This is a genomic window from Rhodopseudomonas sp. RCAM05734, assembly GCF_052658035.1.
Map to the genome: position 1 here is coordinate 5,904,589 of NZ_CP199742.1, position 23,011 is coordinate 5,927,599.

18 protein-coding genes and 4 pseudogenes are annotated in these 23,011 nt (G+C 59.0%); 12 read left to right on the forward strand and 10 right to left on the reverse strand.

Annotated features, from left to right (window positions below; genetic code table 11):
* Positions 1 to 9: 9 nt before the first annotated feature.
* Positions 10 to 885 carry a branched-chain amino acid ABC transporter permease gene (locus ACUXVA_RS28130; RefSeq protein ID WP_445489457.1) on the reverse strand — a complete coding sequence of 292 codons (876 nt, stop codon included), beginning with the start codon at positions 883 to 885 and terminating at the stop codon, positions 10 to 12.
* Between the two features lie 64 nt (positions 886 to 949).
* Entirely contained in the window at positions 950 to 2,092 is a 1,143-nt protein-coding gene (locus tag ACUXVA_RS28135; RefSeq protein ID WP_445489459.1) for an ABC transporter substrate-binding protein, read from the reverse strand.
* A 184-nt stretch (positions 2,093 to 2,276) separates the two neighbouring features.
* Here ACUXVA_RS28135 and ACUXVA_RS28140 point away from each other — a divergent pair, with 184 nt between their 5' ends.
* On the forward strand, positions 2,277 to 3,068 hold the full coding sequence (locus ACUXVA_RS28140; protein WP_445489461.1) for an IclR family transcriptional regulator: 792 nt from the start codon (positions 2,277 to 2,279) through the stop codon (positions 3,066 to 3,068).
* Between the two features lie 227 nt (positions 3,069 to 3,295).
* Here the strand turns inward: ACUXVA_RS28140 and ACUXVA_RS28145 are convergent, their stop codons facing one another.
* The gene (locus ACUXVA_RS28145) at positions 3,296 to 4,381 is read right to left on the reverse strand and encodes an IS5 family transposase (RefSeq protein ID WP_445487948.1); all 1,086 of its coding nucleotides are present in this window, start codon (positions 4,379 to 4,381) and stop codon (positions 3,296 to 3,298) included.
* Between the two features lie 430 nt (positions 4,382 to 4,811).
* On the opposite strand from ACUXVA_RS28145, the gene ACUXVA_RS28150 reads away from it, so the two are divergent.
* From ACUXVA_RS28150 to ACUXVA_RS28185, 8 genes are all read left to right on the forward strand, one after another.
* The gene (locus ACUXVA_RS28150) at positions 4,812 to 5,423 is read left to right on the forward strand and encodes a hypothetical protein (RefSeq protein WP_445489463.1); all 612 of its coding nucleotides are present in this window, start codon (positions 4,812 to 4,814) and stop codon (positions 5,421 to 5,423) included.
* Positions 5,424 to 5,887: 464 nt separating this feature from the next.
* The gene (locus ACUXVA_RS28155) at positions 5,888 to 7,156 is read left to right on the forward strand and encodes a GGDEF domain-containing protein (protein ID WP_445489465.1); all 1,269 of its coding nucleotides are present in this window, start codon (positions 5,888 to 5,890) and stop codon (positions 7,154 to 7,156) included.
* A 276-nt stretch (positions 7,157 to 7,432) separates the two neighbouring features.
* Positions 7,433 to 8,784 (forward strand): IS3 family transposase gene (locus tag ACUXVA_RS28160; protein ID WP_445487836.1). Its coding sequence is split into 2 segments (ribosomal slippage): positions 7,433 to 7,769 and positions 7,769 to 8,784, totalling 1,353 coding nucleotides; the frame shifts between segments, so codons are not numbered across the junction.
* 498 nt (positions 8,785 to 9,282) lie between these two features.
* Positions 9,283 to 10,125, forward strand: a complete 843-nt coding sequence (locus ACUXVA_RS28165; protein ID WP_445489467.1) for a GGDEF domain-containing protein — start codon at positions 9,283 to 9,285, stop codon at positions 10,123 to 10,125.
* 309 nt (positions 10,126 to 10,434) lie between these two features.
* Positions 10,435 to 10,866 carry a hypothetical protein gene (locus ACUXVA_RS28170; protein ID WP_445489469.1) on the forward strand — a complete coding sequence of 144 codons (432 nt, stop codon included), beginning with the start codon at positions 10,435 to 10,437 and terminating at the stop codon, positions 10,864 to 10,866.
* A gap of 3 nt (positions 10,867 to 10,869) precedes the next feature.
* The gene (locus ACUXVA_RS28175; protein WP_445489471.1) at positions 10,870 to 11,724 is read left to right on the forward strand and encodes an adenylate/guanylate cyclase domain-containing protein; all 855 of its coding nucleotides are present in this window, start codon (positions 10,870 to 10,872) and stop codon (positions 11,722 to 11,724) included.
* A 160-nt stretch (positions 11,725 to 11,884) separates the two neighbouring features.
* Positions 11,885 to 12,529, forward strand: a complete 645-nt coding sequence (locus tag ACUXVA_RS28180) for a tyrosine-type recombinase/integrase (protein ID WP_445489473.1) — start codon at positions 11,885 to 11,887, stop codon at positions 12,527 to 12,529.
* Positions 12,530 to 12,809: 280 nt separating this feature from the next.
* Positions 12,810 to 13,187: a hypothetical protein gene (locus ACUXVA_RS28185; protein ID WP_445489475.1), complete on the forward strand. Its 378-nt coding sequence runs from the start codon at positions 12,810 to 12,812 to the stop codon at positions 13,185 to 13,187.
* Positions 13,188 to 13,424: 237 nt separating this feature from the next.
* On the opposite strand, the gene ACUXVA_RS28190 is transcribed toward ACUXVA_RS28185, so the two are convergent.
* From ACUXVA_RS28190 to ACUXVA_RS28210, 5 genes and pseudogenes are all read right to left on the reverse strand, one after another.
* Positions 13,425 to 14,447 (reverse strand): HupE/UreJ family protein, encoded by a 1,023-nt coding sequence (locus ACUXVA_RS28190; protein ID WP_445489477.1) that lies wholly within the window; start codon positions 14,445 to 14,447, stop codon positions 13,425 to 13,427.
* A complete protein-coding gene (locus ACUXVA_RS28195) occupies positions 14,444 to 15,310 on the reverse strand; it encodes a peptidylprolyl isomerase (RefSeq protein ID WP_265082611.1) in 867 nt (288 codons plus the stop codon). Before ACUXVA_RS28195 ends, ACUXVA_RS28190 begins: the two co-directional genes overlap by 4 nt.
* Positions 15,307 to 17,253, reverse strand: coding sequence for a DUF3604 domain-containing protein (locus ACUXVA_RS28200; RefSeq protein ID WP_445493364.1), 1,947 nt, complete (start codon positions 17,251 to 17,253; stop codon positions 15,307 to 15,309). Before ACUXVA_RS28200 ends, ACUXVA_RS28195 begins: the two co-directional genes overlap by 4 nt.
* Positions 17,254 to 17,539: 286 nt before the next feature.
* A pseudogene (locus ACUXVA_RS28205) lies at positions 17,540 to 17,815 on the reverse strand (tail fiber domain-containing protein); the annotation flags it as partial.
* A gap of 591 nt (positions 17,816 to 18,406) precedes the next feature.
* Positions 18,407 to 19,219, reverse strand: coding sequence for a class I SAM-dependent methyltransferase (locus tag ACUXVA_RS28210; RefSeq protein WP_265083621.1), 813 nt, complete (start codon positions 19,217 to 19,219; stop codon positions 18,407 to 18,409).
* A 41-nt stretch (positions 19,220 to 19,260) separates the two neighbouring features.
* Between ACUXVA_RS28210 and ACUXVA_RS28215 the strand changes: the two genes are divergently transcribed.
* Positions 19,261 to 19,401: a hypothetical protein gene (locus tag ACUXVA_RS28215; RefSeq protein ID WP_445493391.1), complete on the forward strand. Its 141-nt coding sequence runs from the start codon at positions 19,261 to 19,263 to the stop codon at positions 19,399 to 19,401.
* Positions 19,402 to 19,551: 150 nt separating this feature from the next.
* On the opposite strand, the pseudogene ACUXVA_RS28220 reads toward ACUXVA_RS28215, so the two are convergent.
* Positions 19,552 to 20,393 (reverse strand): annotated as a pseudogene (locus ACUXVA_RS28220) (IS5 family transposase).
* A gap of 57 nt (positions 20,394 to 20,450) precedes the next feature.
* Positions 20,451 to 20,819, reverse strand: coding sequence for a hypothetical protein (locus ACUXVA_RS28225; protein ID WP_445489480.1), 369 nt, complete (start codon positions 20,817 to 20,819; stop codon positions 20,451 to 20,453).
* A gap of 107 nt (positions 20,820 to 20,926) precedes the next feature.
* On the opposite strand from ACUXVA_RS28225, the pseudogene istA reads away from it, so the two are divergent.
* Both istA and ACUXVA_RS28235 read left to right on the forward strand, forming a co-directional pair.
* Positions 20,927 to 22,417, forward strand: a pseudogene (gene istA / locus ACUXVA_RS28230) (IS21 family transposase); the annotation flags it as partial.
* An 8-nt stretch (positions 22,418 to 22,425) separates the two neighbouring features.
* Positions 22,426 to 22,941, forward strand: a pseudogene (locus ACUXVA_RS28235) (ATP-binding protein); the annotation flags it as partial.
* Between the last annotated feature and the right edge of the window lie 70 nt (positions 22,942 to 23,011).

Below are 23,011 nucleotides of genomic sequence, written 5' to 3' on the forward strand. Positions count from 1 at the left end.
GCCATCGGATCAACCCCGGTCCTGGATCTTCTCGCCGAACACGCCCTGCGGACGAACCAGCAAGAAGATGATCATGATGCCGAACGAGATCAGATCCTTGTAAGCCGACGATACATACGACGCGCCGAGCACTTCGCTGAGCCCGACGAAGAGGCCGCCGACGATGGCGCCCGGCAGGCTGCCGAAGCCGCCGATAATCGTCGCCGCGAACGCCTTCAGCGCAATCGGATCACCCATGTTGACGTCGGCGAACCACATCGGCCCCAGCATCAGGCCGGCAACACCGGCGAGGACGGCCGCCAGCACCCATGACAGCGCCAACAGCCGATTGACCTTGAGCCCCATCAGCTTGGCGGCCTGCAGATCCTGCGCGACGGCGCGCATGCCGATGCCGACGGAGGTGCGGTTGAACAACAGCCATAGGCCGCCGACCATGAGGGCCGTGGCGCCCACTACGCCCAGCGCGTGGGTCGAAATGATGGCGCCGCCGACAACGACAGCGCTGTCCTCGACGGGCGACGGCAGACGGAACGGCCACGATCCGAACGTCAGCAATGCCGCATTCTGCATGGTGATGCTGATTGCGACGGTGCCGATGATGATCGTGACGATCGACCCGCGCCGCAGCGGCAGATAAACGGAGATGAAAAACAGCAGGCCGAACAGCGCCATGATCAGCAGCGCCGCGCCATAGGCGACGGGCCACGGAAACTGGGCATTGATGAGCGTCGCAACGCCGGCAAATGTGCCAAACATCACGAATTGCCCGGCAGCAAAATTGACCACGCCGGTCGCCGAATAGACGATGACGAATCCGATCGCCGCCAGCGCGTAAACGCTTCCGATCGCCAATCCGTTGACTAGCAACTGTACGAAATCCGCCATGAGGCCCCTGCTCGTTGATACCCCCGCGACCGCTTCAGCAATCGCGGGGCCGTTCATGTGATGGTCAGTTGAGCGAGACCGGCTGCACCAGTTCGAGCGTCTTGGTGCCTTGCTTGGCCTTGACGATTGCAAGGTCGCGAACACCGTTGCCCTTGGCATCATAGGCGTAGACATGGCCAATACCCGGCCAGTCCTTGACCGCCGCGAGCCACTCGCGTAACGCCTTCGGGTCGGTGCCGACCTTGCGCATGCCGTCGGCCATCAGCAGCGCGCCATCATAGTAGGCAAGGCCGTAGGGATCGGGATCGATGCCGAACTTGGTCTTGAAGCGCTCGACGTAGTCCTTCATCTTGCCGCCGACGCTGACATCCATGAAGGCATCGACGACGCCCCAGACCCCATCGAGATCAGCCGGTGATAATAGCTGCATGGCAGCCGGCACCAGGGCCGCCGACGACGTCACCAGCGGCATCTTGAAACCGAGCATCTTGGCCTGGCGCAGCACCAGGGCGCCGTCCTGCGGATAGTTGAAGATCAGGATCGCGTCGGCGCCTTTACTGCGCAGGCTGAGCAGTTGTGCCGAGAAGTCCTTGTCGTTCTGGCCGTAGGCCTCCATGCCGACGATCGGCGTACCCGCGGCTTCGAAGCGCTTGGCAGCGGTTTGCGCACCGCCCTGCCCGAAATCGTTCTGGATGTAGAGAATACCGGGCTTCTTGGCCTTGATCACGTCGGTCGAGGCCTTCACCATGCCCTCTGCGGCGACGCTGTCCGCCGGACGGATGCGGAACATCCATTCGTTGCCGCCGTCGGCCACGGCATCGGCACCGCCGGCGTACATGGCCGGGATCTGCACCTTCTTCAGCTCGGGCGCGACCGCAAGGTTCTGCGTCGAATAGCTCGACAGGAAAAAGAACGCCGGCTTGGTCTCTTGCGCAAGCTTGACGAAGGCGTTCACGGCGGTGCCGTTGGAGGCCTGTGTATCCTCGAAAACGATCTTGATTGCGCGGCCGTTGATGCCGCCGGCCTTGTTGATGTCCTCTTCGGCCATCGCCAGCGAGTTTTGATACTGCTTACCGGTCAGCGACAGCGGCCCCGTCATCGGCACCGTGGCGCCGACAAGGATCGGCCCCGTCTGCTGTGCATGCGCCGTGCCGACGAAGGATAGCATCAGCGCCGCCATCATCGAACCGAGAAAATCTTTTCGCATGATCCCCACTCCGCGTCTCCTTCACAAAATTAATGAGCACTGCGCAGCCTCACTGGATTTGAGGCCTTGACTAGCCGTTCCGTTTTTCGGAACATAATTCCGAATACCGAAACCGTATCTGTCGATCCCTTGGTAAGTCAAGCTGCACAAATCGGCATGCGCGCCCAACAATTGGTCAGATCAGATGTCTGAAGACGATTCGTCGCCCGGCCCGCTCGCGCGTTACATCGACGTCCTCGAAGTGATCGCAACTTTTTCCGGCGCGATCACGCTTACAGACGTCTCATCTATCCTCGCGCTACCAAAAACAACGGCGCATCGCCTTTTGAAGGGTTTGGTGCGTTCAGGACTCGCTGCCGAGGGCGACGCTGGCCGCACCTATCATGTCGGCGAGCGCTTGACGCGGCTGTTGCATGCCGGTGCAGACGACGCCTGGTACGCCTCCTTGGCTGGTCCGCATTTGCGCGCGTTGACAGAGGCGACGACGGAGACCTGCTACCTAGCGCGTCTGATTGGCGCACGCGTCGTAGTTGCGATCTCTTACTCACCGGACGTTAGATGGCGGGGTTATGTTCAACCCGGTATCGAGATGCCTGTGAACGCTGCTGCGACCGCCAAGGCGATTATGGCGTTCCAGAGCAGGGAGTTGATCGCCGAGGCTTTGTCGCACGAATTGCCGAGGCCCACCGTGAACTCCCGCACCAGCAGGAAGTGGATCGAACAAGAGTATGCCAAGGTGAGGACAAGCGGATATGCCACCTGCATCGGCGAGATCGACGAGGGCCTGGCTGCTATCTCCGTCCCGGTCCTGCTGCCGAGTGGAGCTGTTCTTCACTCTGTCGGCATGACCGGCCCGCTGGAGCGCATCATGAACAAGCAACTGCCGTCGCGTATCGCCGCTCTAAAGACCACGGCGGCCATCCTGGCGAAAGCGTTGGCTCTCGGCACGGCGATCAGGGAACGAAGCATATCATGACTTGATCTGGCGGCTTTGCGCCATAAGCGGCCTGTGGGTGACGCTGCTCCATTTTTGAAAACGCAGCGGTGTGGTGGCTTAAAGCGCCAATAACGACCTTTAGCAGTCTGCTGAAAAACCCTAGATTTGAGAGTTTTCTTGTCTCTCTGCGGTCGTTATCGAAGTGGGGAGCGGTGAGGGAGCGCGCTTATCGGCGGGGTGCCGGGGTTGTCCCCGAAGCCGGTGGCCTATGCTGCGAGCAGTTTGGGGATGCGGATCAGATTGTAGGCGATCAGGTTAAGGAGAAAGTCGGCGGCGACGCGACCGATGCCGCGATGCTTGGTCTTGCGCATGGTGCCGTGTTGTTTGCCCCAGCCGAAGATGCACTCGATCATCGCTCGGCGTGATTGCGACATGCCATAGCCGGGATGTCGTGTGGTGCGATCGTCGATGGCGCTGGTGCGGGTCTTGCCGGCTTTGGTGACGGCGTTGTTTTGCGTCACATGCGGCGTCACGTCGATGGCGCGAAGCTTGGCCACATGATCGGCGGTGTCGTAGGCCTTGTCCTCACCGGCCGTGATGCGGCGGCGGGCCGTCTTGCGCCGAGCCTTCAACATCGTCTCCGAAGCGCGGCGCTCGGCCGTGCCATTGGCGTGCGTAACCATGCCGGCGACTGCCAGGCCATGCCGGTTCTCCATGGTCGCGTGGCCCATATAGCAAAGCCTGGCCTCGCGCCCGGCCGCCTTGCGGTAGAGCCTGCTGTCGGGATCGCTGGTGCTGGCATGGGTGTCGTTCTTGCGCTTCTGGCCATGGAAATTGGCGCCGTTGTCATCGTCGCCACTGCCGTCCTTGGGACGAAAGCTCTTCTGCGAAGCCCAGGCTTCGATCAGCGTCCCGTCCACCGAAAAATGCTCGTTCGACAATAGCGGCCTGACCTGGGAATGGTTCAGGAGCCTGGCCATGAACTTCGCAAACACCTCGCCGTTCTGCAGCCTGTCGCGGTTCTTGGTGAAGGTGGTCGGGTCCCAGACCGGATCGTCCGGTGAAAGCCCTACGAACCAGCGATATAAAAGATTATAGTTCGGCTGCTCCATCGGCTGGCGTTCCGAGCGGATGCCGTAGAACACCTGCAGCAACAGCGCGCTCAGTAATTGTTCGGGAGGAATCGAAGGACGTCCCTCGCTGGCGTAAAGCTTCGCCAGGCTACGGCTCAACTCACCCAGCACATCCCGGACAAGCTCGCGGATCTTCCTCAGAGGGTGGTTCGTCGGCACCCGCTTGTCTGGTGAAATGTACGAAAACAACCCGCCCTGATCCACAAAATTGCCGCGCATGCTCGTCTCCACCGATTCGAGATGACAAAGTGAATCATCAAGAAAACCGCTTGGCGAGCTGGTTTTTCAGCAGACTGTTAGGGTACTTGAAAGCCCCTTGGAGTAAGTTCGACAAACCCAATTAGAACTACCCTGGGTCTTTTCCGACGGACGATTGGAGGCTACGGCAATGTGCGAAATCTAGCTCGATGGCTTTCGAAGCTAGATGCTTCGCGATATCGTTTAAGAAAATAGACTGTTGACTTGGACGAAAAGTTCTCTATTTGTTCTTTTTCATGAAGAACGTAATCGCAAACGCCATTTCCTCGAGCATGCGCACACGGCGCATCGCAGCGGCGCGCGCTTCCCACATACGCATACGCTGAATTCTTAGGTCCGAGCATTCAAAGTCTTCCCGGATGAATCCATCCGCTTCGAGACGAGCGTATTCATGCCAAAAGCACAGCGTTATGTTGAGAATTCCGACTTCGTTGCCGACCTGCTTGCCGGTATCAAAGATGAAGCATCCGTCCTCTCCTTTGCACCGAAGAACACCGTTCGATGCACCGGCCGTCCCTTGTTCAGGTCGCAACTTGCCCGCGACGTCGGTTGCCTTCTCGATATTGATGTATCGGTGATCTCTTGGGCCTGCTTGCCCATGGTCCTCAGCCGCCGCAGTCGGCGGCACGTTCCAGATTTCGCCGTAACCCGGGCGACAGGCGTCAGTTTAGTTGATATCGCTCCGGCCTCAGCGAAACGGGCACCGCCGGACTGGTCGTCGGACGCCGCGCATGCGCTCGGCTATGACTATGAGCTTTGTCACGAAGCTGCCGTCCGCAGTGATGCCCGGCTCGAGAACGCAAGGGACCTTCTTCAATACGCGCGTTGCAAGGCGTCTCTCGGCGACCGCCTTCGCATTCTGACCCTACTTGAAGAACATGGCTCCATGCCACTCTCGACGTGCCTGGAAGCCGTGCGCAATGGATATGACGCGATAGCCGTCATTGCCGTGTTCTCGACTTCGGCTTGGTACTTGTTCACACCGGAAATTGCCGCATCATAGCCGGTATCGACGCCCTTGGCGCCTGGCCCGAGGGACTTCGCATACTGTTGCGCCGTCTCCAGATCCTTCTTGAAGCTGTCGAGCCGGACCTGCGCGACGGCGATCTGCTCATCCAGACCAAGCTTCAGGCCGATTCCGGTCACGCGGGACAGGCCCGCGCCTATAGAATCCCAAGCGTTCGACGCAGCATTGCCTAGCGCCGTGAGGTAGTCGTGCAGACCTTGTCAAGTCGGGAATTGGTGTTGGGACGAGAGCGGGCTCTACCAAACCTGACATAAGTTCCGGTGAAGCTCTCAAGAAAACGCTTCTGTCGGTTCGATCCATTGGCTACCGGCCGGCGCTCCGCCTTTAGAATCAGAATCCCCGCAACAATGCCAGGTTCTTGGAGTCGTCCATTGATTTTGGAGTTACAATTTACAAAAAATTAGCTATTCGGCTCAATCCTCCCCATTGATCCTTCACGGATGGAGAAAGCAATCGTGGCAGAAAAGCTTGCCGATAGCGACGAGGTGAGGGAAAGGGTTGATGCGTACGCCGCTTGGGTCATGCAGTTGCGAAGCGGCAGGTCGGTTCCAGAGCTCCGCCCCGACAGTTCCGATCCGTTGGCCCGGCTTGCCCAGGAACTGCAACTCCTTGCAGACACGCTGAGTCGGCGAGAACGGGAACTTCGACAGCTGTTTGATCTGGTCGAGAGAGTTGAGCAGGGCGTGTTGGTGGAAGACGTCCTGAACCGCATCTTCGACGCTTTCACCGGGTTAATCCCGTACGAGCGTATCGGCTGTGCGTTTCTTTCCAGTGATGGCACGAGCCTGACAGCTTATTGGGCACGTTCGAAGCTTGGGCCGGTCCAGGTCTCAGCGGGATACTCCCAGCCCTTGGCTGGTAGCAGCCTGGAGCAGATCCTGCTCACGGGCCTGCCGCGCATTCTGAATGATCTCGAAAGTTACTTGAAGGCCAAGCCCGAGTCGGATGCTACCCGGCGGATCGTGCTGGAAGGGGGGCGTTCCAGCCTTACCTGTCCGCTCGTCGTTGACCATCGGCCGATCGGACTCTTGTTCTTTACAAGCCGGGACCGGGATACGTATCGGGACGTGCACCAGACCATCTTCTTGCAGATCGCAAACCAGATTTCGCTCGTCATCGATAAGAGCCGCGTTTACCAGCAGATGATCGAGCGTAACCGCCAGCTGGTGGAGGAAGGACGAAAGCTCGAAGAGTCAGCAAACCGCGATGCTTTGACGGGGGTGCTGAACCGCGGTGCCATCATGCGGTTGGCGGAGCGGGTTTTTGCAGACGCAACCCAAACGCATAAACTGATTGGAATGATTATGGTCGATATCGATCATTTCAAGCGTATCAACGATAGCTTGGGACATGCTGCGGGTGACAAGGCCCTCAAAGAGGTGACGCGTCGCCTCACAGGAGCACTTCGCCAAAGCGATCAACTCGGTCGGTATGGAGGCGAGGAATTTCTGATCATCATTATGGACGCTACGTCTGAAACCATAAACAAGACTGCCGAACGCCTGCGCCAGGCAATTGCGGTTTCACCTTTCGACCTTGGTAGTGAAGCCAGAACCGTTACGGCGAGCTTTGGCGCAGCGATAACGGGCGGCGTCACTGGCTCGGCGCAGGACGTGATTGCCGCAGCGGATCGTGCGCTCTACGCCGCGAAAAACAGCGGCCGGAACCGCGTCATATTCGACAGTCCCAATCCGGTTTTGGTTGCGTAATCGCGCTTAACGCCGCCATTTTGGTTAGCTCAGATCCACGAGTTTCTGGCTCGTTGAATCGCTGATCGCGGTGTCCAAGCAACTCGCAAGGAGGCTATTCGCGTGGGCAGGGCATTTGGACTCCCTCCGTCGTGTTCTTCTTGAGTTATTCTGAGCAAATTCTCGATGGCCCTCGCATCGATCGGTTTGCTGTGTTCACCGTCAGCACCCTTGAGACAAATTGAGGGACTTCACGAAGGGAGGATTTCTGGTTCATCGTAGCCGTAAGGAGCGAAGATGAAACAGAAATCCGGACCGGGCAAAGCGCCCGCAGAACAAGTGCTGAAGGACATCCGGCGCCAGACGCGTCGGCATTATTCGGCCGAGGAGAAAATCCGCATCGTCCTGGAGGGGCTGCGTGGTGAGGAGAACATCTCGGAGCTTTGCCGCCGGGAAGGCATCGCCGCCTCGATGTATTACGGCTGGTCCAAGGAGTTCCTGGAGGCCGGCAAGCGTCGATTGGCCGGTGACACTGCGCGAGCTGCAACACCTGGCGAGGTGAAGGATCTTCGTCGCGAGGCTACAGCTCTGAAAGAAGTTGTTGCCGATCTCACCCTGGAGAACCGTCTGCTCAAAAAAAATATGAGCGAGGATGGGGAGGACGAGGCATGAGGTATCCCGCATCCGAGAAGGCCGAAATTATCGAGCTGGTGGAGCAATCGCATCTGCCCGCCAAGCGCACGCTGGACAAGCTCGGCATCCCGCGCGCCACGTTCTATCGCTGGTATGACCGTTACCGTGAGGGCGGGCTGGAGGCGTTGGCGGACCATCGCTCCCGACCGGATCGCGTCTGGAATCGCATCCCGGACGACGTCCGCGGGCAGATCATCGATCTGGCGTTGCAGGCTCCCGAACTGTCACCGAGGGAGCTGGCAGTGCGCTTCACCGACGAGAAAAAGTACTTCGTCTCCGAGGCGTCGGTCTATCGGCTGTTGAAGGCGCATGACCTGATCACCAGCCCGGCCTATGTGGTGATCAAGGCGGCGAACGAGTTCAAAGAAAAGACCACCGCGATCAACCAGCTCTGGCAGACCGACTTCACCTACCTCAAGATCACCGGCTGGGGCTGGTATTATCTGTCGACGGTGTTGGACGACTTCTCGCGCTACATCGTGGCGTGGCGGCTCGGCCCCACTATGTGCGCTTCCGACGTCACGGCTACGTTGGACCAGGCGCTGGCGGCATCGGGCCTTGACAGCGCCACGGTCGTGCACCGGCCGAGACTGCTCAGCGACAACGGCGCGTCTTATGTTGCAGGCGATCTCGCCGACTGGCTCGAAGACAAGGGCATGCGTCATGTGCGGGGAGCACCTTATCATCCGCAGACCCAGGGCAAGATCGAGCGCTGGCACCAGACCTTGAAGAACCGCATTCTGCTGGAAAACTACTATTTACCTGGAGATCTTGACCGACAGATTGGAGCCTTTGTCGAGCACTACAATCACGTCCGCTATCATGAGAGCATCGAAAACGTCACACCTGCCGACGTTTACTTCGGCAGAGCACAGACGATCCTCGCAGAACGCAGACGCATCAAACTCGCCACCATCGCAAACCGTCGCTTGCAGCATCGACTGCAGGCCGCTTAAACTCTAACCCTGATGAGCCAGAGCCTCTCTTCTCGAAGCGCCTGATCAGTCTCAAAGTGCCTGACGACGAACACGGAAGGCATAATGCTTCCAATTCTGGATAGCGTCATTGCACCGGAATGTTGACCATACACGGGCGCTTCGAGGAGCTTACCGTACCAACTGCCTGAATGACTCATCCGACAACGCTGTCAACGTCTCTTCGTTCCGCCACGCAGGGGTTAACGTTCGCCCCACGGTGCACTCAAGGTTGATGTCCGATTAGGGTCAAGATCCGACATAGCGCCTTCTACGCGCTCGGGAATAGAGTTGCCAACTGCGGAGGCCCTTGGCGCATTTGAACCCAGGGCCTGACGCGGTTCCAAGCCACATTGTATGGTTTGAATCAAATATGCCGTGACTTACGGGTAAACATTAATTCCCATAGCCTAACGTCATCGCCAATCCGAACAAATTCACTCCGAATGCTTTGTTCGGGAAATTTTCGCAGGCCCTCCTTTGGCTCAGAATATAGCGCTTGATCTCGCTGATTACGTCGTTGCGGAAATCGCGGTCGTCGACGGCGGCGGCGCCGTTGTGCACTGCAATCGAAAATGGGAAGAAACCGCGAAGACCGGCGGGCTTTTGCCCAAACAGCCGGGTTGGAACTATATCGCAGAATGCGAGGCGGCGATCCAACGTGGCTGCGACGTGGCGGAGATTCTCGCCGGATTGCGCGCGGTCTTGCAGGGCGAGTTACCTTCTTTTGTCGCGACCTACGCCTGTCCATTCAATGGACTGTACCACTGGTTCCAGGTGCTGATTTCGGTAGTCGAAATCAAGGGTACACGACATGCCATGCTGATGCATGTTGACGTTTCGGCGATGCAACGTGATGCGCTCACAGGACTGCCAAACCGCGCGATGTTCGATGCGCAGTTGCACTTGGCCTTGTCGCTAGCGCAAGAAACCGGTAGCCGCACAGGAATCATTATTGTCGACATGAACAATCTAAAACTTCTCAACGATAAGCACGGGCACTACATCGGAGATGAAGCCTTGAAGGGGCTCGCACTAGAGCTCAAGAACAAGGCCGGTCCGGACTGTGTGGCGACAAGGATCGGCGGCGACGAATTCGGAGTGGTCCTTCCGGTCAATTACGATACGCTATTCGCGCGCCGCGTGCGCGCCCATTTCGAATCAGGGGTCACTTGCTCAATCGGACCTGCGCAACATCCAATATTTGTATCAGCCAGCGTCGGATTCGCGCTTTTTCCGGACGACGGCACGACTTCCGGCGATCTTATCAGAGCAGCCGACAAATCGATGTACGCGCACAAGCGCGGCGCGTCGGTCGCTTAGCCCAGCATATTCGGCCACAGTGTTTTGGATCCAATGTCTAATGTCTGAATTGGGTCAATCGCGTCACTCTGGCTATGCGCCGATCTTCCTGGTCTACCCTCAACTCCGGACATGCCGCTGCACCGCAGTAATCGACGCTTTGTGCCAGAAAGCGACATCGCGCCTAAAATGATCAAATCGATTGCCTTACAGGTATTGAGGCATTGATTTTGATGAGATCCGCGTCAAGATCACGCCGCTCAAGAGCAAGAAAATTGCCCTGGGAATTGAGGCCGTCCTAGCAATGGCGCTTGCACATAGAAGCTGGTCATGAATACACGTTCTTTCGATCAGCCTTATCCTCTACTTCGCCTCTTTCTCCGCTACATCGTTCCGGGACTCCTGATTCTTCTAGTCCTGTCGGCTGTTCTGACCGGTGTAGGCGCGCGTCAACTCGCGGAAGGAGTCTACCTTGAGCAGGCGACAAGGCGTGCGCAGGTCATCGACCGCGCGATGTCTGAAAAAGTCGCCGATCGTTGGCATCGCTTGAAGCGTGGTGAAGCCCCGGCATTGATCTATGGCGATGCCGATGGCCAGACGCTGCTCGCTGAATTGACCCGCGAAGTGCGCGAACTCGATCTCACGCATCTGAAAATCTATTCCGCTGTCGGAGTCATCCAGTATTCGACGGACATCGGCCAGATTGGGACGGAGGATCGTAGCCCAGCATTCGTGGCGGCAGCGGAGCGCGGCGCCAACTAGCTAGTGAACAAGACTGCGCCGGACGGATCGGCACTCTATGAACTCTATGTTTTGGTCGCCGTACCCGGTGGCTCACCGGTGATCTTCGAACTATATGAGCCGGTGAGTCATCTCAATGCGCTACTTTGGCGCACTGGGATAGCCGCCGCCGGAGTACCGAGCGTAATCCTGATAGCACTCATGCTTGGGATGACGCACCTAGTCATGCTGGCGCAGAAAAACATCAACAATCGCGCCGCACTGGTGGCTGAATTGCGCGCGCGTCTCGAACGGCTGCTTTCGGGTGCAGCATCAAAAGCTGTGCATCACGCGGTCAGTGCGGGTGGCGGCATCCCTTCGAGCCGAACGCGCTGCACCATTCTGTACTCAGATATTCGCGACTTCACATCGTTCGCAGAGGCAAATGAGCCGGAGCGGGTGGTTCATCTTCTCAACCAATCGATGACGATCGTGGTCGGCGCGATTGCGCGCGCGGGCGGCGATGTCGACAAGCTGATCGGCGATGCGGTTCTGGCGCGCTTCCACGGCGCGCGGGCAGAAGCACGCGCGATCGGCGCGGCGCGCGAGGCACTCCACCTTCTAGACCAAGCCGACTTACCTCGTGGCGTCGGCATAGGCATCTATACGGGCGAGGTGATTTCCGGCACCGTTGGGTCTGCCGACCGTATGGATTTCACGGTCATTGGCGACGCCGTCAACCTCGCTGCGCGCCTGTGCACCGCTGCTTCGCGGGGCGAAATCGTTGCTGACACCGATACCGTAACAGCTGCCGGCGATGCGGCGTTCGGAGCGCCCGAAACTATTTCTGTGAAAGGTCGGCGGGGCCAACTGGAGATCCGGCGCTGGCAAACATTTTGAATATGAAGTTGTGATCGCAATGCCCGCTTTGGGTCAAACGCTGCAGGTTGGTTCAATCGAGGCGCGGGAAGAGGCCCGCCACGATCTGAAAGCCGACCTAATTCCAATTCCTTAGCGAAACGCTCAATCTCTTCGGCCTCCACGACCGAGGAGTGCAATCATGGAAAATCAAGAGAACCCCACCGATGCCGCCCCGACGATCCGCAAACAAGTCCCATGGAATAAAGGTAAGCTGACGGGAGCCAAGCCACCGTTGCGGCCTAGGCATGTTTGGGCCATCCGGACGAAACTCCAAATCGACGGTCGCACGCGCGACCTTGCAATGTTCAATCTGGCGATCGACAGTAAACTTCGCGGTTGCGATGTCGTCGCGATCAAGGTCGGCGATGTAGCTGCGAGCGGCTACACGGCGGACCGCGCAACAGTACGACAAAAGAAGACCGGTCGACCGGTCCGATTTGAATTGGGTGAACAGACCCGTCAGGCGGTCGACGACTATCTGAAGGTCGCCAACAAGAAGCCTGATGATTTCTTGTTCACAGGTCGTGGCGGCGCTACCCGTGGGATGACAACTCGTCAATACGCGCGCCTCGTTTCCCAGTGGATTGCCAGCGTTGGGCTGGACCCAAGGCTATTTGGGACGCATTCGCTGCGACGTACCAAAGCGACCCTAATCTATCGGCGTACCGGAAATCTCAGGGCTGTACAGCTCCTGCTCGGGCATACAAAGATAGAAAGCACCGTCAGGTATCTGGGCATCGAGGTTGATGATGCCCTGGCGATCGCGGAACAAGTGGACATCTGAACTACCCGGGTAAAACAGAGCATGTTTTGCCCCATTACCGAACGCCGGCCGTGCCAGGACGAAACCGCCAGCATTACTGGCACGGTCGGCATTGGTCCGACTGCGGCCGCTTTGTGCGATGCGGAAAACACCGTGATGTGCCCCAACCAGACCCAGAGTCTCGGGTCAACCTGATGGCAACCATACATAAACTAGATGCGAGCGTGTTTAGCTGGACGAGCATAAATTACAGCAAGTTCATCTCGCGACAGGCTTGCCTGCTCGTTTTCTGGGAATAGTGATGCGACAGACCTACGATCCAAAGGTGATGCGAGAACTCGCGATGATGAAGGTTGCATTTCCCTTAATCGGATTAGTCATCTGCGCCGCCATTCTAGGACTTTATCAATGGCGACTTCATCATTTTGAACATTCCATCGCGACGATCGAAGCCGTCTGGGAGCGAGAAGTTAATCGCCGTGGCTTGACCAAAATAACGATGGCGGAACTGTCATTCACAAGAACTGCCCCCACCGGAGAGTCTTCCCCGTGTAGATACCAGTTCGAGATCGGCACGCCTCGCAATGGCTTCAAGGTGGGAGACAAACTCGACATTGTGCCGGACAGCGGTGGCTGCCAGCGGGCTGATATAATTGGGCGGAGTAAGCAGAAGTATTAGCGTAAACGGCTAACCGATTGCGCTTTGGCGTAGCTACAACTTAAGTCTTTAAAGTTCTAGAATTGGTCGGTGTCCGTTGAGGGTCAATAGCTCCGTTTTGACGCCCTGCCACCCACTTCCGGTCAACGCCGAACAACGAACATTGTCCGGGCGCTCCGGCATGTCGCAAAGGTGCCAAAAACGGAAGTCGCAGGCCTTACTGCACGTCGACGACACGCCCGAGCGACCTTTCGGGCTTCACACAAAAAATGAAGAGGTCCTCTCGATCAGCCAAAACGCAGCCACCGTACCGATCGCGTACGCCGCGATCACGTCGAGCCGATTAAGTGTATGCTGAATCAGGGCAGGTTCGAGGCGAAGCGCCATTGCGGTTCGGAACAAGCCGCCTGCCGTTAGCACCGCAGCCACGAAAGCCAGCTGCCCGGTCTCTACGCCGAGGTTGAAAAATAGCAGCGCAACGGGGATCGCATGTTGAGGTAACCCTACCTCAGCCAGCGCTCCGGCGAATCCAAAACCGTGTAGAAGCCCGAAGCTAAAGGCAACTAGCCATGGCAGACGCGCGGTCAGACCTGGCTTTCCACCGCGTGCATTCAGGATCTCGACGGAAACTAACATGATGCTCAGCGCTATGGTCGCTTCCACGGGCGGACGCGGCACGTTCACGAAACCTAGGGTCGCCGCGGCAAGCGTAGTGCTGTGTGCGATCGTGAAGGCCGTCACGGTGACGGCGACGCGGCGCCAGTCTCGAACCAGGATCACCAGCGCCAGTACAAATAGCAAGTGATCGAAGCCGAAAAAAATGTGTTCGACGCCAAGGCCCAGATAGGTCGCAGCCACTTCTCCTACGCTAGGCACCGCTTGAATAATGAATGCTGTCTTCGTCGGAGAAAGCCGTTCGGTCTGTGTGGCGCCGGCAAGGCTTTCGATCCGAACCAAGACATCGGTCGACGTGGCCGATAGGCCCTCAATTGATACGGCCTGTCCGATGAGCCCTCCATCCCGCCGTATGGTACGGCGTTCAACATAGGCGCCGTCGCCAAAGGACCCACGGGGCGGCCCTACGTCTTGGGTGCCCTCGGGTAGTTTGACGTAGATCGCGAGCCGCAGGTCGTCCCCCCGCGCGGGAATCTTGAAAAGGAGATCATAGGCGCCTGGGCTGGTCTGGCGCATCTCGAGATAGCCCGGCCGTAGTTCATCCGTGAACGCGGGTGTCGCCAGCAGCGCTGCTAAAACAGTCAATAAAAAGCGATAGCGATTCATCGTTCGATCTCGGCTGACGTCGCCTTTGCTGAAGGCGTCTCCACGACGATTTCGTAGCGGTCCCGAAGCGAGGCATAAAGCTTCCGTTCCGCCTCAAGGCGCTCCGCGTTCGCCCACTCTCGGCGAACGGCCGTTCGGACAGCCTCGAGCGGTGGCAGTTCTCCGGATGTTCGTTCCCTGACAAAGACGAAATGCTGCCCGAAGCTCGAAGAAATCGGCCCCTGCCAGCGCCCCGTTTCCATGACTGCCATTCGCTTGGCGAAGGCGTCACCAAATACGCCCGTAACCTTGCTCTGAGTCATGGCGCGGAACTCCTCGCCCAGCAGGAAGGGATCGCCGAGCGCCATCGCATCCACGGACAGGTCGGCTCCAGCCAGAACGCTCCCAAGCTGTTTGCTGTCGCTCTCGAGGGTATTCGGCCGCCGCGCGGCGCTCAGGAATATCTGATGAAACGTGAGATGATCCTCGGTCCGGAATCGTTCAGGATTGGCCGCAAGATAGGCGGCAAGCTGCTCATCGGTTGGCTCGGGTGCGGACATTTTCTCCGCCAGAAATTCCATCTTCTGCCGCACGCGGCGGCGTATGATGACATCGTCGCGGTCCAGGCCGGCCGCTCGGCCCTCGCGGTAGAAGATCTCGTCGCGGACGTAGTCCTCGATCAGGCCCTGCAGTTCCTGCTCGCTTGGCGGCCGCCGCCAGGTTCGCGCAAATCCGTCACCGAGGTTGGTGATCCGCGAGGCGGATACCACGATTTTCTCGGGCGGGTCGGCGCTTCGTTTGCCCGCGAGGCCGTAGAGCGCGAACAGCATCGCACCAAGCGCAAGGAACTGCAGTAGCGGCTCTCTCAGCAGCCGAGCGATCAAGGCGTGTACCAGATCGGCGAGGTATAAGCGCGTTCGGTGGTCGTCATCGTAACTTCGGCCGGCATTTTGATGCCGAAATATTTTGCGTCATAGGCGGTCCAGCGCGGCGTCGGAATTTCGATCACGCGCACATAGTAGAAGGCCCGCAACGCCGGGTCGAAGTCGGGGTCCTTCCAAACCGTGATCATCTCGCCCGCGCCGAGGGTGTTGGTCCACGTCGCGTTCCCGACGTCGACGGTGCTGCCGACAGATGCCCTGCTGCGGCCGTCGGCGCCGATCGTGCGGCCCCCAGAAACCGCGACGTCGTAAACTCGCTCTTGCGTCTGACCGTCCTTTCCGAGCCAGCCCTTGATGACCTGGATGCGATCCAGATTTGCGCCGATCGGATCCTTCAATGCGGCGACGAGGAAGGTGGGCGATTTTCCGTTTGGCGCGTTGCTCAGGTCTCCGCCCATCGGCACGCCCTTGGTGTAGCCAACTCGCGCCGGCATGCGGTTGTTGGCGTCGGCGGCCTCGAAATCCCAGCCGCCGAAGAAGCGAACGACCATGCGCGGGCCGGTGGTGGCATATGTTTCGCGCCGCTTCATGGCGTCGAAGATCGCTTCGCGGGTATTTTCCGCGGCCCATACCGCAGCGTATCCGGACGCCGTCGTCTCCCAGCCCATGATGACTGCCTTGTCGGTCTTGACGAAAGGATGCATCGCTCGACCGGCACTTGGTTCGGAAGAAGACGTCTTGCCGAAGAAATTGTCCTCCTCGACCGCCGCGAGCCCGGTATGCGCATCGGTGCTGCCGACCAGGCCGAACTTGTAGGGATTAACGCCGAGTTCGGCTTCCATCTTGAGCCCGTTCTTCAATGCCGAACGGACGTATTCGAATTCCAGCATTTCGGGCTTCTTGACCTCGGTTAGGTCGAGGTTGCCCTTGTCCCAACGGTCGAAGTTCGCGAATTCGTCGTTGGGCGAGAGAAACGGATGGGTCTCGCCATCGCCCTTGATCTGGGTCGCCTCGTAAAGCGGTTCCCACCTCATGCGGTTCTCGGCATATTCGCGGTCGATCCGCTTGCCATTGAACGACTCGATGATCGGAAACATCCGGCCGTTGCTCAGATTGCCATTGTGCGCAAGCGCTAGTATTTCGGCGCCCGTCTTCTCTTCAACCATCGCCATCCACTTCCAGAGGTCGCGAGGATTTGGGCTGCCCAACGGCGGCAGCGTGGTGAAAGGTTCGACGAGATTTGCCTTTGCTCCGTTGTCGCGCCAGATGACATTGCGATGAAGGTTGTTACCGCCCGCGTTCGAGGTCCACTCATAGCCGATGAAAGCAGTGAAACTACCCGGATCGTTGGCTTCTTCCGCCGCCTTGATCGTTTCGCGCCAGGCGCTGCGATAGGCCGGCGTCCCCGGCGTAGGGAATCCCTTGGGCATCCGCCCCTTGCCGAAGCTGGTGATGATATCAATGGCGGCCTCCGCCCCCTTGCCGGAATTGATCTCGTCGTACCACTTTCGTCCCTGCGGCGTCGCCAGCAGGCCTGGATCGCCGCCGATCAACTGTGGGAAAAAGCCCATGCCGTCCGAATGATCCGCTACCACCATGAAATCCAGGGGGCGCGAAAGTTTGGCGCGTTGTCCGCTGGAAGCGATGACTTCCTCGCCCTTGGCAAAGCGATAAGCGTCCTTCGGGCCGAGCCGGGCTCCGAACGCGCCGGCGTCCATCGAGTAAGAGGTGTGCGTGTGCGTGTCTCCGAAAAGCGGCCTTGTCGGAAAATTGCGACCCGCATATGGCGAATAGGGCGGCTTGGCGGGGAACGCCTTATCGGCGGTCTCCTTGTCGAGCGTGCCGATGTCAGTCGTCAGGTCTTCAGCGGCGACAGTGGAAGCAAAAACGCTTGCGGCACAAAGGCCTGCGAGCGCGGATCCTAAGAGGGAGGACAAACGGAACATCGTCAACGCTCCTATGATTTTGGTTCATCAACGCTCGGGGCGCGGTGTGCGAGCCTCTCACGATCATTCCGAGCAAAGCCGTCCAACTCGCTGCGCGAACGATTGTCGGTCGCCAACACAAATTGACACTGAGGCCGCGCCGCGCGGCCCGATTGCGTCGGACCTGCCGTTACCCCGCCCAATGCAGCCGACACTTCAGCGTCTTGGCGCTTGTTCGGAGTCGCACATTGAAAATGCAGTGCCACCGCCGCAACAGGATCCTTGCGTTCCTTGTTTTGTCTAAGCGTTACTGCTCGACCGGTGTGCCGGCCGGGACATGGGCGCCCGACGCCGTCCACTGGTCGTAGGTCTGGAACTCCAGGCCGAGCTTGTCGTAGGAGACCCGCAGATAGCCGTCGTTACCACGCAATACCGCCGCGGGCACGACTGTCTGGACTTCCTGCGCCATCACGCCGACATAGGCCTTTTCGCTGCCGTTGTAGCTGAAGCGGTAGAAGCCGAGGCCGTTATCGAGGTGACCGAGCAGTGAGATGTCGTGCTTAAGCATCATGTCGGATCGCCGAACAACGCGCCGGGTGGTGCGCCGGGCAACGCCTCGCATGCCTACCATTGGTGCAACACGTCCCACACCGACCACGGGCCGGACGCCAGGTCGAGCGACGCAGCCGGCGCGGTAGACACCGGCGGCACAATAGACAACGGCATTTGCCTCGGGTGTCTGGATAGTCATGGTTGCGGAGAATGCGGTAATGCCGAGCGCGGCGAGTACGAGTGAGCGCATGATTTTTCTCCTTCGTTCATCGGTGGCAGGGGCTTCTCTCAAAAAAGGAATAGCATCAGATTTTCGCACGGCGAGCAAACTGTATTCGGGGCAATACGTGCCCCATAAAATTCGTCCCACTTAGCTGTGCACTGCAGCGGAGTCCGTCGTGGGTCATTCGCGTCGGTTTGACCGAGCATCGGCGACTTCCGGTCTACCACGCTGAACAGAAAATTCTGGGCTTTGCTTAAAAGTGCCAAAAGGGGAAGCCACAACACCTAGCAGTCTGCTGAAAAACTCCGGCGCCGGGCGTCAAAACCGTGAACAAAACGGAATCTAAAAGAGTCTGGAACGGAATCGAACTGCGGCGGAATTGAGTTTTTCAGCAGACTGCTAGACGACCGCTACGATTACGTGGGCTTGAATTTTTGCAGCAACCTCGCCACTGCCATGTCTCTCCGCGATCGCACAGGTGGCGTGGTCGGTTGCAGCGTCCAGTCCTCCCGCGTCTCTCGCCTCGATTTCGTTGCGAAGAGGAGTTCCTTGACAGTAGGCGACGGCGACTTGGCGAGGCGAGGATGCGCGGCTTTGCTCTGCCCTTGTCTCGATTGCCAAACGGGAGAAACCTGCGTCCTTTAGTTCGCTGCCGATCAGCGCGGTGTCGTGGTAACCGTGGGGCGTGCGCGCCAGAAAATGTGGCGGATCGCTCGAAAAAAGCTTTGCCAGAGCATTCGTCACATCATCGGCAAAAACATTCTCTTCTATGCGGTCCCATACGTTGAACAAGAAATATCCTCCGGGCTTCAGCACCCGCTTTGCTTCGCGATAGCCCGATATACGGTCGGGAAAAAACATTGCGCCGAACTGGCAGCAAACGAGATCGAAGGCCCCATCTTCGAACGGGAGCGCCAGAGCATCCGCTTGGCGCCATTCGACGCGACCGTCGGGACGTTGCCGCGACGCTGCGTAGTCGAGCATCGGTTGACTGAGGTCGGTGACAACATACCTTGCGCTGGAAGGCAGTCTTGGCGCCAATGTGCGGGTAACGACCCCGCTGCCCGCAGCGGTTTCCAAAACGGCGCTTGGCGAAAGGGACGCCGCTCGTTTCGCGATATCTTCAGCGAACGGCTCAAAGATCAACGGCACCATATGGCGGTCGTAGTTGTCCGGAATAGAGCCAGCGAACACTTTGTCAGATTCCGACATGGCGATCACCTGTCACTCAGTTCGATGGCTGGAACATTACCATGGATTGTCCGCTCTGGGTCAAACAACACGGCACCATGCGCAAGACCAAGCATCGCGGCATCGGTCGCGTCGCCGCCGACTTTCTCCTTAACCTGATCGCCTACAATCTGATCCGCATCCCCAAACTGCTCGCAGCATAGGCCACCGGCTTCGGGGACAACCCCGGCACCCCGCCGATAAGCGCGCTCCCTCACCGCTCCCCACTTCGATAACGACCGCAGAGAGACAAGAAAACTCTCAAATCTAGGGTTTTTCAGCAGACTGTTAGAGCCGATCCAAGAAGATTTGATTCAGGAGCATTGGGTTGAGCGTGTGAGGCGCCTGAGCATGATGCGGATCATGGCGAGGCGGACGAAGGCTGCGACGGTCCTGGTGTAGCGCTCGAAATCACGCATCAGGCGACGATTACGGCTGATCTAGGCGAAAGTCCGTTCGACGATCCAGCGCTTGGGCAGGACGACGAAGCGATGGAGATCGGAACGCTTGACGATCTCGATCTTCCAACATCCCGTCGCGGCGACAGTCTTCGCCATTTTTGGTCCCTGATAGCCGCCATCGGCGAAAATCCGCTCGACGAAGGGAAAGCGCCGCCGCGCCCGGCGTAGCAAGTCATGCGCGCCGTCGCGGTCCTGAATATCTGCGGCATGGACGCTCACTCCGAGCAAGAGGCCGAGTGTGTCGACGAGGATGTGGCGCTTGCGGCCCGTGATCTTCTTGCCCGCATCAAAGCCCTGCGGGTCGAGTGCAGAGCCCCTTTTTGCGCTGCCTTGCTGCTTTGGGAGTCGATGATTGCAACCGTGGGACTCGCCTCGCGTCCGGCCGCTTCGCGTGTCGCTACATAGAGTGCGTCGTGGATACGATCCAACGTGCCGTCCCAGTCCCATAACAAGAAATAGAAATGCGCCGTGCTCTTGGGCGGCAGATCTTTCGGCATCGCGTTCCATTGGCAGCCGGTCGACAGCACATAGAAGATCGCGTTCAACACCTCGCGTACATTGACCGAACGGCGGCGTCCGCCTCGTCGCGTCGGCGGGATCATCGGAGCAACAAGCACCCACTCCGCATCACTCAAATCACTGGGATAGCGCAGGCTGCGCCGCTCGGCCGTCAGACGGTGTTCAGGCTTCCACATCGTGTGCTCCTGTCACGAATCGCTCCGAGACATGGAATCACAACCGACTCATCTGACTCAAGTTCTTCCTGGATCGGCTCTTAGATCTAAAGCTTGACCCAGATCGACGTAAACTTCAGAGACGGCTCTCGTCGTCGAGATGAAGCAGACTGTGTCTAGCCAAGCTACGATTTTCGCGGCCGCATCGGTCTGCGGATCTGCGGCGTGTTCGACCAAATTCATGGCAGCATCGAGCGCGTGCTGACGATCATTCACGATCTGCTCCCGTTCGCGACAGAAGCGGCCGACACCGCCGGTGCATGCGCGATTGCGTGCCGTCACAGCGTCACGCAACGCATCTTGGGCAATCGTTACGGCGGGCGTGACGCGTGACGCTCGCGTGAGCGTCACATCAGCGATGTTGACGGATGCGAAGCCAACTGTCATTCGGCTTGCAATATTGACCCCCTAAGCCGGGGGATCGGCGTCCAAAATTGACCCCCTAATGTTGGTCTGTTGCGCTGCCTGCTTCTTAACAAAGCAGGTGGTCGGAGATGCTGATCGTGGAGACGATTGCCCGGATACTGCGCGAGCATTTCATCAAGGGCAAGACGATCAAGGAGATCGCCCGGGACCTGAAGGTATCTCGGAACACGGTGCGGAAGGTGCTGAGGTCGGGCGAGACATCGTTCGAGTATGAGCGTGCGGTTCAGCCGCGTCCGAAGCTGGGACGATGGGCAGCAGAGCTCGACAGGGTGCTGGCGGCCAATGCGACCAAGGCCGCTCGCGAGCAACTGACGCTGATCCGGATCTTCGAAGAGCTGCGCGGCCGCGGTTACGACGGTGGCTACGATGCCGTGCGGCGTTACGCCAGACGATGGAGTACGGACCGTGGACAATCGACGGCTGCGGCCTACGTCCCGCTGAGCTTTGCGCCCGGCGAAGCCTACCAGTTCGACTGGAGCCACGAAGTGGTTCTGCTCAATGGCGTGACGGTGATGGTCAAGGCGGCCCACGTCCGGCTGTGCCACAGCCGCATGCTGTTTGTGCGGTGCTACCCGCGCGAGACGCAGGAGATGGTGTTCGACGCCCACGACCGGGCGTTCGCGCTGTTCAAGGGCACCTGCGGTCGCGGCATCTACGACAACATGAAGACCGCAGTCGAGACGATCTTCGTCGGCAAAGGCCGTCTCTACAATCGCCGCTTCATGCAGATGTGCAGCCATTACCTCGTCGACCCGGTCGCCTGCACGCCGGCGTCAGGCTGGGAGAAAGGCCAGGTCGAGAACCAGGTAGGGCTTGTCCGCGAGCGCTTCTTCACACCGCGGCTGCGGTTCAAAACCCTCGAAGAGTTGAATGCCTGGCTGCTGGACAAGTGCATTGCCTACACCAAGGCCCACCGTCATCCGGAACTGACCGAGCAGACGATCTGGCAGGTGTTCGAAGCCGAACGGCCAAAGCTCGTTCCCTATGCGGGCCGGTTCGATGGATTCCATGCGGTGCCGGCATCGGTCTCGAGGACCTGCCTGGTCCGCTTCGACAACAACAAGTACTCGGTCGCGGCCAGCGCCGTCGGGCGGCCGGTCGAGGTTCATGCCTATGCCGACCGCATCGTGATCCGCCAGGACGGACGTATCGTTGCCGAACATCCGCGCGCTTTCGGCCGCGGCGAGACCACCTATGACCCCTGGCATTACGTGCCGGTGTTGGCGCGCAAACCCGGCGCCTTGCGCAACGGTGCTCCCTTCAAGGACTGGGTGCTGCCGGCCACGATCGAGCGCATACGGCGCAAGCTTGCCGGCGCCGAGGATGGCAACCGTCAGATGGTCGACATCCTCAACGCGGTTCTGACCGACGGTCTGCCCGCTGTCGAGGCGGCCTGTGCCGAGGCGATCGCCCAGGGCGTCCATTCCGCCGATGTCGTGCTCAATATCCTGGCCCGGCAACGCGAGCCCGCCCCACCCGCCAACATCATGACGCCGGCTGCGCTGACGTTGCGCCACGCTCCGATCGCCGACTGTGCCCGTTACGACAACCTCAGGAGAACCATCTGATGGAACGTACTCAACTGTTCGACCTCATGGGCGAACTCAAGCTCTACGGCATGAAGGCCGCCTTCGACGAGATCATGACGACCGCCGTCAAGCGTCAGCACGAACCCCAGCGCATTGTCGGCGACTTGCTCAACGCCGAGATCAACGAGAAGCAGGCCCGCTCAATCAAGTACCAGCTCACCATCGCCAAGCTACCGCTCGCCAAGGATCTCGACGACTTCCAGTTCGTTGGCACCCCCATCAACCAGACGCTAGTCAATGACCTCGCCGGCGGCGGCTTCATCGCTCAGCAACGCAATGCCGTCCTGATCGGCGGCACCGGCACCGGCAAGACCCATCTGGCCATCGCCATTGCTCGAAGCTGCATCCGATCCGGCGCGCGCGGCCGCTTCTACAACGTGGTCGACCTCGTCAACCGTCTGGAGATCGAGACCCGGACCGGACGGCAGGGCCGGATCGCCGAGCATTTGACCCGGCTGGACTTCATCGTTCTCGACGAACTCGGCTATCCGTTCGTGCTGGCGGAAGTGGCCTCGCTGGTCGCCGTCTGTCTGTCACTGCTGTTTCTCAGCCGTACAATCGATC

What these genes read in the sequence shown, in the direction of transcription:
- ACUXVA_RS28130 (WP_445489457.1), bottom strand. Translation starts at nt 885, where the DNA reads ATGGCGGATTTCGTACAGTTGCTAGTCAACGGATTGGCGATCGGAAGC.
- ACUXVA_RS28135 (WP_445489459.1), bottom strand. Translation starts at nt 2,092, where the DNA reads ATGCGAAAAGATTTTCTCGGTTCGATGATGGCGGCGCTGATGCTATCC.
- ACUXVA_RS28140 (WP_445489461.1), top strand. Translation starts at nt 2,277, where the DNA reads ATGTCTGAAGACGATTCGTCGCCCGGCCCGCTCGCGCGTTACATCGAC.
- ACUXVA_RS28145 (WP_445487948.1), bottom strand. Translation starts at nt 4,381, where the DNA reads ATGCGCGGCAATTTTGTGGATCAGGGCGGGTTGTTTTCGTACATTTCA.
- ACUXVA_RS28150 (WP_445489463.1), top strand. Translation starts at nt 4,812, where the DNA reads ATGCCAAAAGCACAGCGTTATGTTGAGAATTCCGACTTCGTTGCCGAC.
- ACUXVA_RS28155 (WP_445489465.1), top strand. Translation starts at nt 5,888, where the DNA reads ATGGAGAAAGCAATCGTGGCAGAAAAGCTTGCCGATAGCGACGAGGTG.
- ACUXVA_RS28170 (WP_445489469.1), top strand. Translation starts at nt 10,435, where the DNA reads ATGAATACACGTTCTTTCGATCAGCCTTATCCTCTACTTCGCCTCTTT.
- ACUXVA_RS28180 (WP_445489473.1), top strand. Translation starts at nt 11,885, where the DNA reads ATGGAAAATCAAGAGAACCCCACCGATGCCGCCCCGACGATCCGCAAA.
- ACUXVA_RS28185 (WP_445489475.1), top strand. Translation starts at nt 12,810, where the DNA reads ATGCGACAGACCTACGATCCAAAGGTGATGCGAGAACTCGCGATGATG.
- ACUXVA_RS28190 (WP_445489477.1), bottom strand. Translation starts at nt 14,447, where the DNA reads ATGAATCGCTATCGCTTTTTATTGACTGTTTTAGCAGCGCTGCTGGCG.
- ACUXVA_RS28200 (WP_445493364.1), bottom strand. Translation starts at nt 17,253, where the DNA reads ATGTTCCGTTTGTCCTCCCTCTTAGGATCCGCGCTCGCAGGCCTTTGT.
- ACUXVA_RS28210 (WP_265083621.1), bottom strand. Translation starts at nt 19,219, where the DNA reads ATGTCGGAATCTGACAAAGTGTTCGCTGGCTCTATTCCGGACAACTAC.
- ACUXVA_RS28215 (WP_445493391.1), top strand. Translation starts at nt 19,261, where the DNA reads ATGGATTGTCCGCTCTGGGTCAAACAACACGGCACCATGCGCAAGACC.
- ACUXVA_RS28225 (WP_445489480.1), bottom strand. Translation starts at nt 20,819, where the DNA reads ATGACAGTTGGCTTCGCATCCGTCAACATCGCTGATGTGACGCTCACG.